Source organism: Streptomyces sp. NPDC002156 (assembly GCF_053593675.1).
In genome coordinates, this window is sequence record NZ_JBSFDA010000281.1 from 1 (window position 1) to 7,883 (window position 7,883).

At 69.5% G+C, this 7,883-nt stretch carries 8 protein-coding genes and 1 pseudogene; 7 read left to right on the plus strand and 2 right to left on the minus strand.

Annotated elements, in window-relative coordinates; translation table 11 throughout:
• Positions 1–97 precede the first annotated feature (97 nt).
• On the minus strand, positions 98–634 hold the full coding sequence (locus ACWCRB_RS47815; protein WP_451002071.1) for an ASCH domain-containing protein: 537 nt from the start codon (positions 632–634) through the stop codon (positions 98–100).
• 9 nt (positions 635–643) lie between these two features.
• Positions 644–1,606: an NAD-dependent epimerase/dehydratase family protein gene (locus tag ACWCRB_RS47820; protein ID WP_451002072.1), complete on the minus strand. Its 963-nt coding sequence runs from the start codon at positions 1,604–1,606 to the stop codon at positions 644–646.
• A gap of 72 nt (positions 1,607–1,678) precedes the next feature.
• Here ACWCRB_RS47820 and ACWCRB_RS47825 point away from each other — a divergent pair, with 72 nt between their 5' ends.
• The 7 genes and pseudogenes from ACWCRB_RS47825 to ACWCRB_RS47855 all read left to right on the plus strand — a co-directional run.
• Positions 1,679–2,194 carry an Lrp/AsnC family transcriptional regulator gene (locus ACWCRB_RS47825; RefSeq protein WP_451002073.1) on the plus strand — a complete coding sequence of 172 codons (516 nt, stop codon included), beginning with the start codon at positions 1,679–1,681 and terminating at the stop codon, positions 2,192–2,194.
• Between the two features lie 70 nt (positions 2,195–2,264).
• Positions 2,265–2,693 carry a MerR family transcriptional regulator gene (locus ACWCRB_RS47830; protein WP_451002078.1) on the plus strand — a complete coding sequence of 143 codons (429 nt, stop codon included), beginning with the start codon at positions 2,265–2,267 and terminating at the stop codon, positions 2,691–2,693.
• A complete protein-coding gene (locus tag ACWCRB_RS47835; RefSeq protein ID WP_451002074.1) occupies positions 2,690–3,022 on the plus strand; it encodes a thioredoxin family protein in 333 nt (110 codons plus the stop codon). The genes ACWCRB_RS47830 and ACWCRB_RS47835 overlap by 4 nt, the downstream gene beginning before the upstream one ends.
• Before the next feature lie 40 nt (positions 3,023–3,062).
• On the plus strand, positions 3,063–3,407 hold the full coding sequence (locus tag ACWCRB_RS47840) for a hypothetical protein (RefSeq protein WP_451002075.1): 345 nt from the start codon (positions 3,063–3,065) through the stop codon (positions 3,405–3,407).
• Between the two features lie 187 nt (positions 3,408–3,594).
• A complete protein-coding gene (locus ACWCRB_RS47845) occupies positions 3,595–5,823 on the plus strand; it encodes a HelD family protein (RefSeq protein WP_451002076.1) in 2,229 nt (742 codons plus the stop codon).
• A 91-nt stretch (positions 5,824–5,914) separates the two neighbouring features.
• A complete protein-coding gene (locus tag ACWCRB_RS47850) occupies positions 5,915–7,324 on the plus strand; it encodes a cytochrome (protein WP_451002077.1) in 1,410 nt (469 codons plus the stop codon).
• Positions 7,325–7,408: 84 nt separating this feature from the next.
• A pseudogene (locus ACWCRB_RS47855) lies at positions 7,409–7,883 on the plus strand (VanZ family protein); the annotation flags it as partial.

Consider the following 7,883-nt stretch of genomic DNA (forward strand, 5'->3'; position numbering starts at 1 on the left):
CGGCGTTTGAGGACAAGGCCCGTTCAGGGCCGGAGCGGGGGTTCGGGGGCGGCAGCCCCCGAGGATGGGACGGGTAGGGGCGGCGGGGGCGAAAAACTCAGGGGTGGCGGGTCGGCGGACCTGCCGTCTCGACCGTGCGGAGCACCGGGCCGCCCTGCTGCACCGGCCCCGGCCCCGGATGCAGGTCCGCCACCAGGCGGAAGCGTTCCAGCACCGCCATCGTCGAGTCGTTCACCGTGAACCCGGGGTCGTCCAGGGCCGCCCGCATCCCCTCGCTGTGCCAGAACCGTTCGTGACCGGCACGCCAGGCGGCCACGTCGGCGTAGCCCTCGCCCTCGTCGAGTGCGTGGGCGAGGTCCACGTCGGCCAGTGGGACGATCCGTACGCCGGTGACCTCGATGATGCCGACCGGACGGTCGGCGGAGTCGACGACCACCGAGCGGTTGCCGACCTCCGGCAGGGGCTCGCCGTCGTGTTCGTAGTCGACGACGAGCCCGGTCGTGGACGTCTTGGAACCGTCGAGGATCGCGGCGACGAGTTGGTCGCGCAGCGGGCCGGGGAAGGCGAACTCGGCTCTGGGCAGGTGCGAGGGATCGTCGGGCCGCGTCTGTGTCATGGGGGTTATGGGGGTCATGGGGTCACGCTAGGTGGTCTTCTCCGGGCCGGAGTCCGCATTGGGGCCGAGCGTCTCGGCGATCGCCCGGGGCAGCCATTCCTGTACGTGGCCGAAGGTGAATCCGAGTTCGGTGGCACGGGAGTTGTCCATGCCGTACGAGCGGGCAAACGAGAATGGGGAGATCTCGCCTACGTCCACGTTCTGGAAGACGGTCCTGCCGCTAGGGATGTGCAGGGCCACGGCCGCGCACAATTCCTCGGTGGTCAGCAGGCCGTGGGAGGCCGCGTTCACCGGCCCGGTGAAGTCCTGGCCCACCGCCCAGAACAGGAAGTCGGCGATCTCCTCGACGTGGATGTAGGTCGCGGGCCGGTTCTCGGTCGGTACGGCGATCGGGGCGCCGGCCCGGATGCGGGTGGCGTAGTGGTCGAGCCGGCCGGTGAAGTCGTCGTTACCGCCCAGGACATGGGCGACGCGCACGGAGGTCCAGGTGTACGGGGACTCCGTACCGTCGGCGTCGGCCGCGAAGACCGCCTCGGCCTGGCGTTTGCCCTCGCCGTAGTGCGTGTCGCGGAACTCCGCCCGGTCCCAGGGGAGTTCGAGGTCGACGGGGACGGTACGCGGATCGACGGCGTCCTCGCGCACGGGGACGACGGCATCCTCGTAGAGGAGGGAGTCCTCGTACTCGTACACCTCGATCGTGGACGTCATCACATAGCGGCGGGTACGGCCGCCGGCGAAGACGCGTCGGGCGATCGCGGCCTGGCGGGGTGTGTAGCAGACCTGGTCGACGACGGCATCGAAGGTACGGTCACCGAGAGCGGAATTCAGGGCGGCTTCGTCGTCGCGGTCGGCGACGAGGTGAATTGCGCCGGCCGGCGGGGAAGCGGAACCCCGGTTGAGAACGGTGACCCGGTCTCCGACCGCGAGCAGCCGGTCGATGAGCCGCTTTCCGAAATAGCGATTGCCGCCGATGACCAATACGTCGCGCATGATGTTCCTCCCCGTAGCGGACCTTGCGATCATAATTCTCCTGGCGCACCAGCCAGTTCTGAAGGGGAAGTAATGGGACATCCGGCCGAAGCACCGAAAGAACCACGGCAGTGGCGGCCCGCCGCCAGCGAAACGTCGGTGGCCTTCGACGCGCTGGACCGGCAGATCCTGGAACTCCTCCAGACCGACGGCCGGATCAAGCTGAGCGAGCTGGGCCGGAGGGTGCGGCTGAGCCCGGCGGCGGTCACGGAGCGCGTACGCCGGCTGGAGTCAGCGGGCGCGATCACCGGCTACGGCGCCCATGTCGACCCCGCGCGCCTCGGCTACGGCATCCAGGCCTTCATCCGCGTCGACCCGCACGGCGGCTACACCCTCAAACACCCCAGGACCCTGGAGCTGCTCGCCCGCCCCGAGATCATCGAGGTGCACCACGTGGTCGGTGAGGACTGCTGGATCCTCAAGGTGGCCGTCGAGAACACGGTCCATCTGGAGGATGTCCTGGAACAGACGTCGGCGCTGGGCCGGACGACGACGTCGATAGTCCTGTCGTCCCCGGTGGAGCGAAAGCCGCTGCTGCCCCCGGGATAGGGCCCGCGCGACAGGTGGCCTTGCCTTGACGTCGGCGTCAAGGACTACGTTCGTACGCATGCGAATCGGCATGCGAATCGGGGAGCTGGCGGCGCGGGCCGGGACCACCACACGGACCCTGCGGTACTACGAGTCACGGGGCTTGCTGCCCGCGCGGCGCACGGACAACGGCTACCGCGCCTACGACGAGGACGACCTGAAGCTGCTCCGGCAGATCCGGACGCTCCAGGACTTCGGGTTCGACCTGGAGGAGACGCGGCCCTTCGTGGACTGTCTGCGGGCGGGCCACCCGGAGGGCGACTCCTGCCCCGCGTCGCTCGCCGTCTACCGCCGGAAGCTGGACGAACTCGACGCGCTGATCGGCGAGTTGCAGTCGGTACGGGCGAAGGTCGGCGAACAGCTGACGCGGGCCGAGCGGGCGCGAGACGAACTGGCGGCCGAGGCGACGGTTCCGGGCGGTCCGGATCCGGCATGCGAGTGGGGAGGACGAACACGATGACCAAGGCGACGGGCGTGCCCGAGGTGACGGACACGGACTTCGAGACGGAGGTGCTCGGAGCGGACCTGCCGGTCCTGGTGGAGTTCACGGCGGACTGGTGCCCACCGTGCCGCCAGATGGCCCCGGTACTGAGCGCCCTCGCGGCGGAGGAGTCGGACCGCCTGAAGGTGGTGCAACTGAACGTGGACATGAACCCCCTGACGACGAACACCTACCGGGTCCTCTCCATGCCCACGTTCATGGTCTTCCGGGCCGGGGAGCCGGTGCGGTCGATGGTGGGGGCAAGGCCGAAAAGAAGGTTGCTGGAGGAGCTGTCCGACGTACTCTGACGTACTTCGACATGCACCGACCTGGCAGAGAGCTACTCCCATGCCCATGACCACGACCCTGTGGCGGCCGACCGGCCCCAAGGAGCTGGACCTCGTCCGCGAGTTGAACTGGCGTGCCTGGCCGCCGCGGCTGCCCGAGCAGCCGATCTTCTACCCCGTCCTCAACGAGGAGTACGCGATCAGCATCGCGCGGGACTGGAACGTCAAGCACGACGGCGCCGGCTTCGTGACGCGCTTCGAGATCGACTCGGCGTACGTGAGCCGGTTCCCCGTCCAGCAGGCCGGCGGGCGGACGATCCTCGAACTGTGGGTGCCGGCCGAGGAGCTGGACGAGTTCAACGCCCACATCGTCGGCGAGATCCAGGTGGTCCACGAGTTCCGCTGAGCCCCGGAAACACAAGAAATCCCCCGAGCGATTGCGCTCGGGGGATTTCTTTGCGTATATTCAATGGTTCGCGACTTTATCGAGTTGATTCGATCGGGTCGCAGGTGAAGTTCAATGAGCAGAGTATATCCGAGCGGGAGCGGAATTGTCAAACAGGGGCGCAAACACGGAATCAACTCACGATGAATTGCGGAGTGAGCAGGAATTCGTCGACGGGCTCTACGCCCGTGTGGACGTGCTGCGCGGTGACACCGAGCACTCCGTCACGGACGCGCTCGCGCAGGGCAGTACGCCGATGCAGGCTCGGCTCGAACGGGATGTGCTCGTCGCCGAGCGGTCGGGGCTGCTTGCCGCGCTGAACGCCGTCGACGGGTCGCTCTGTTTTGGACGAATCGATCTCACCTCCGGCATCACCCACCACATCGGCCGTATCGGACTGCGCGCCGACGACACCGAACGCACCCCGCTGCTCATCGACTGGCGGGCCGAGGTGGCCCGGCCCTTCTATCTCGCCACCGGGCACACCACGATGGGGCTGCGCCGGCGTCGGCACATCAGCACCGACGGGCGGCGCGTCACGGGTCTGCACGACGAGATCCTCGACCTCGGCGACGAGACCCGCACCGGCTACGAGGACCCGTCCGGCGACGCCGTGCTGCTCGCCGCGCTCGACTCCGCCCGCACCGGCCGGATGAACGACATCGTGCAGACCATCCAGGCCGAGCAGGACGAGATCATCCGCGCGCCCCATCGAGGTGTGCTGGTCGTCGAGGGCGGGCCCGGCACCGGCAAGACCGCCGTCGCGCTCCACCGGGCCGCCTATCTGCTCTACGAGCACCGCGAACTCCTCGCCAAACGCGCCGTGTTGATCGTCGGGCCCAACCCCGCCTTCCTCGGCTACATCGGCGAGGTGCTGCCCTCCCTCGGTGAGACCGGCGTGCTGCTCGCGACCGTCGGTGAGTTGTTCCCGGGTGTCAGAGCCACTGGCGTCGACACCGCCCGTGCCGCCACCGTCAAGGGGCGGGCCGAGATGGCCGACGTGCTGGCAGCCGTCGTACGGGACTGGCAGCGGCTGCCCGACCCCGTCATCGCCATCGAGCACGACCGGGACATCCTCATGCTCGACGCCGGGCTCGTGGGAGTTGCGCGGGAGCGGACGCGCGAGGCGAAGCTGCCGCACAACGTCGCGCGCGAGCATTTCGAGGGGCACATCCTCAACACGCTCACCGAGATGGTCGCGGAGCGCATCGGCACCGATCCGTATGACGGCAGCAACCTTCTCGACCCCAGCGACATCACCCAGATCCGCGACGACCTCGCCGAGAACCGTGAAGTCTGGGCCGCCATCGAGCAGTTGTGGCCCCGTGTCACGCCCCGGCGGCTGGTGGCCGACTTTCTCGCCGCTCCCGAGGAGTACGTGTCGGAGGACGACGCCGATGCCATCCGGCGGCCCGTCACCCGGGCCTGGACGACCGCCGACGTACCGCTGCTCGACGAGGCCGCCGAACTGCTCGGCGAGGACGACCGGGTGTCGCGGGCTCGGGCGGAGCGTGAGCGGAGTAGTCAAGTCGCCTACGCGCAGGGCGTGTTGGACGTTTCCTACGCCTCCCGTACCTATGAGTTCGAGGACTTGGACGCGGAGGACTCCGAAGTCCTTTCCGCGCACGACATCATCGACGCCGAGCGCTTCGCCGAGCGGCACGAGGAGGACGACCTTCGCAGCGCCGCCGAACGGGCCGCCGCCGACCGCACCTGGGCGTTCGGGCACATCATCGTCGACGAGGCACAGGAGTTGTCGCCGATGGCATGGCGGCTCCTCATGCGGCGCAGCCCCACCCGCTCGATGACCCTGGTCGGCGATCCCGCGCAGACCGCCGAGCCGGGCGGCGTCGGGGCCTGGGCGGACATCCTCGCGCCGTACGTCCAGGACCGCTGGGAGCACGCCCGGCTCGGCGTCAACTACCGGACCCCGGCCGAGATCATGGACGTAGCGGCGGCCGTGGTGCGGGCCGAACGGCCGGACTTCGTGCCGCCGACCTCCGTACGGTCGACCGGAGTGCGGCCGTGGGTGCGGGCCGTTGAAGGTGGCGACCTCGCTGCTTCCGTGGAGAAGGCCGTCGGGGAGTTGGCGCCCGCCGAAGGGCGGCTCGCGGTCATCGCTCCGCGCGCGCTGCACGGGGAGCTCGCCGCGCGGCTGGACGGCGTCGAGGCGGGGGCCGAGCCCGATCTGACGCGAGGTGTCGTGCTGCTCGATCCCCGGCAGGCCAAGGGGTTGGAATTCGACTCCGTGCTGGTCGTGGAGCCGGGGGAGTTCGGCACGAGCGATCTGTATGTGGCGCTGACCCGGGCCACTCAGCGGGTGGGTGTGCTGTATCGGGGGGAGTTGCCGGTGTCGCTGTCTGTTTCTGGTGCGTGACGGCTAGTTCCGTGCACCAAGGGTCACCAAGGCGTAACAGTTCGCGCCATGGTCACTGCACGTGTACGGCCGGTGCGGTATGCGTGGCGGTATGGAAGCCCATCCCTTCGCGACCGCGCCGGCCGACAGCCCGGCGCTCGAGTCGTTGCCTGTGGAACCGCTGTTGACGTCGGAGTTCGACGCCGACCCGGGCGGCGTGTACGCGCGACTGCGGCGCACCTACGGACCCGTGGCGCCGGTGGGGCTGATGGGCGTACCGGTGTGGCTGGTTCTCGACTACCGCGAGGTGCTGGAGGTACTGCGGAACGAGAGTGTCTGGCGGCGGGACGTGCGGTACTGGCGGGCCCGGGCACAGCGCCAACTGCCCCCGGACTGGCCGCTGCTCGCGGGGTACGAGGTGCGGCAGACCATGTTCATGGACGACGAGGAGCATCTCGCCGCCCGGCACACCCACCATGCGGCGATGCGGCCGTTCCAGGACGGGCACACCCCGCAGGGCTGGGAGCTGCGGGCGACGGTCGCGCGGTACGCCGACGAGCTGATCGGGATGCTGGCGGCCGAGTCGGGCACGGTCGGGTTCGCCGACCTGGGCGCGCAGTACACGCGGCCGTTGCTGCTGATGGTGACGACGAAACTGTTCGGGTGCCCGGTCGAGCTGGGCGACGAACTCGTCATGGACCTCTGGCGGATGCTCGACGGCGGACCGGACGCGGGCCCGGCGACCGGACGGGCGCTGGCCGCGATGACCCGGCTGGCCGCGCACCGGCGGGCGCGGCCCGGGGACGACCTGACGTCGTACATGCTGCTCGCCGATCCGAAGCTGTCGGACGAGCAGTTGGGGCGCGAGCTGTTCATGAACGCCGTGTACCTCAACGACATCACCGGGAACATGGTGCTCAACACGCTGCTTGAGGTGCTGCGCGGGAACGCGACCGTGCGGCGCAGTCTGTCGGCCGGGCAGCTCGGGGAGACCGTGAACCGGGCGGCGCTGGTGAATCCGCCGGTGGCCAACATGTGCTTCCGGTTCGCGGCGAGGGATGTGCTGTTGGGGAACTTCTGGATCCGGGGCGGGGACATCGTGTCGCCGTCGGCGGCAGCGGCGCACCGGGATCTGATCGCGATCGGGGCGTCCCACATGGTCGGTTCGACGGTGAGCATGCGGGCGCATCTGGGGTGGGGCGCCGGGCCGCACCAATGCCCCAGTGCGGCACGGGAGTTGGGCGGGATGATCGTGACCACGGCCGTGGGTCGCATCTTCGACCACCTGGCCAAGGCCGAACTGACCCTGCCCGCCGACCAGTTGCCGTGGAGGTCGGGGCCGGTGGTGCGAGGGCTGCGGGTGTTGCCCGTTCGGTATGAGCTGAGCGGTGGTGTGGGAAGGGGAGTCGGCGGGCCGCGGGGGGAGACGGAGACCGTGGGGGAGTCGGTGGTCTCCGGTGGGGACGGGCAGATGAAGGGGCTGCTGGGGGCCTTGCGGAGGCTGATGTTCGGCGGGCGCTGACGCCCACGCCCGCGGGGCCGCGTATCGCGGGCGTATCGGAAACCGGATACGCCACGGCAACGGCCCTTCGTTTCCCATGGAGGTATGGACTCCAACGCGTCTCTGCCGGTACCGCCCCGCCGCACACGCCGGATCGTGCTCCTCGGCCTCGCGGTTCTCGGCCTGGCGGGCGCCGCGTACGTCGTCCAGGGGCCGCTCATGATGGCCGCACCGAGGTGCATGGCCGGGCGGTGGCACGGCTGCTACGACACGTTCAACGGTGTGGTGCTCATGACGGTGGTCCTGCTGCCGTTGGCGGTGCTGGTGGCGTGGGCCCTGGCGTACCGTCGGCGTGCCGCCGGGGTCGCTTCGGCGTGGCGGCTGTCGCTGGCCGAGGTGGGCATGGTCCACGGGACGCTGCCGTTCGTATGGATGACCCTGATGCCGGGCAGCGAGCCCGGCACCGCCCCCGCCCGGGTGAGCCTCGTACCGCTGCGGGACCTGGTCACGATGGGGCCGCTCGGGATCGCCGGCAACCTGCTGGTCTTCGCGTCCCTGGGGTTCTTCGCCCCGATGCGGT

What these genes read in the sequence shown, in the direction of transcription:
- ACWCRB_RS47815 (WP_451002071.1), bottom strand. Translation starts at nt 634, where the DNA reads ATGACCCCCATAACCCCCATGACACAGACGCGGCCCGACGATCCCTCG.
- ACWCRB_RS47820 (WP_451002072.1), bottom strand. Translation starts at nt 1,606, where the DNA reads ATGCGCGACGTATTGGTCATCGGCGGCAATCGCTATTTCGGAAAGCGG.
- ACWCRB_RS47825 (WP_451002073.1), top strand. Translation starts at nt 1,679, where the DNA reads ATGGGACATCCGGCCGAAGCACCGAAAGAACCACGGCAGTGGCGGCCC.
- ACWCRB_RS47830 (WP_451002078.1), top strand. Translation starts at nt 2,265, where the DNA reads ATGCGAATCGGGGAGCTGGCGGCGCGGGCCGGGACCACCACACGGACC.
- ACWCRB_RS47835 (WP_451002074.1), top strand. Translation starts at nt 2,690, where the DNA reads ATGACCAAGGCGACGGGCGTGCCCGAGGTGACGGACACGGACTTCGAG.
- ACWCRB_RS47840 (WP_451002075.1), top strand. Translation starts at nt 3,063, where the DNA reads ATGCCCATGACCACGACCCTGTGGCGGCCGACCGGCCCCAAGGAGCTG.
- ACWCRB_RS47850 (WP_451002077.1), top strand. Translation starts at nt 5,915, where the DNA reads ATGGAAGCCCATCCCTTCGCGACCGCGCCGGCCGACAGCCCGGCGCTC.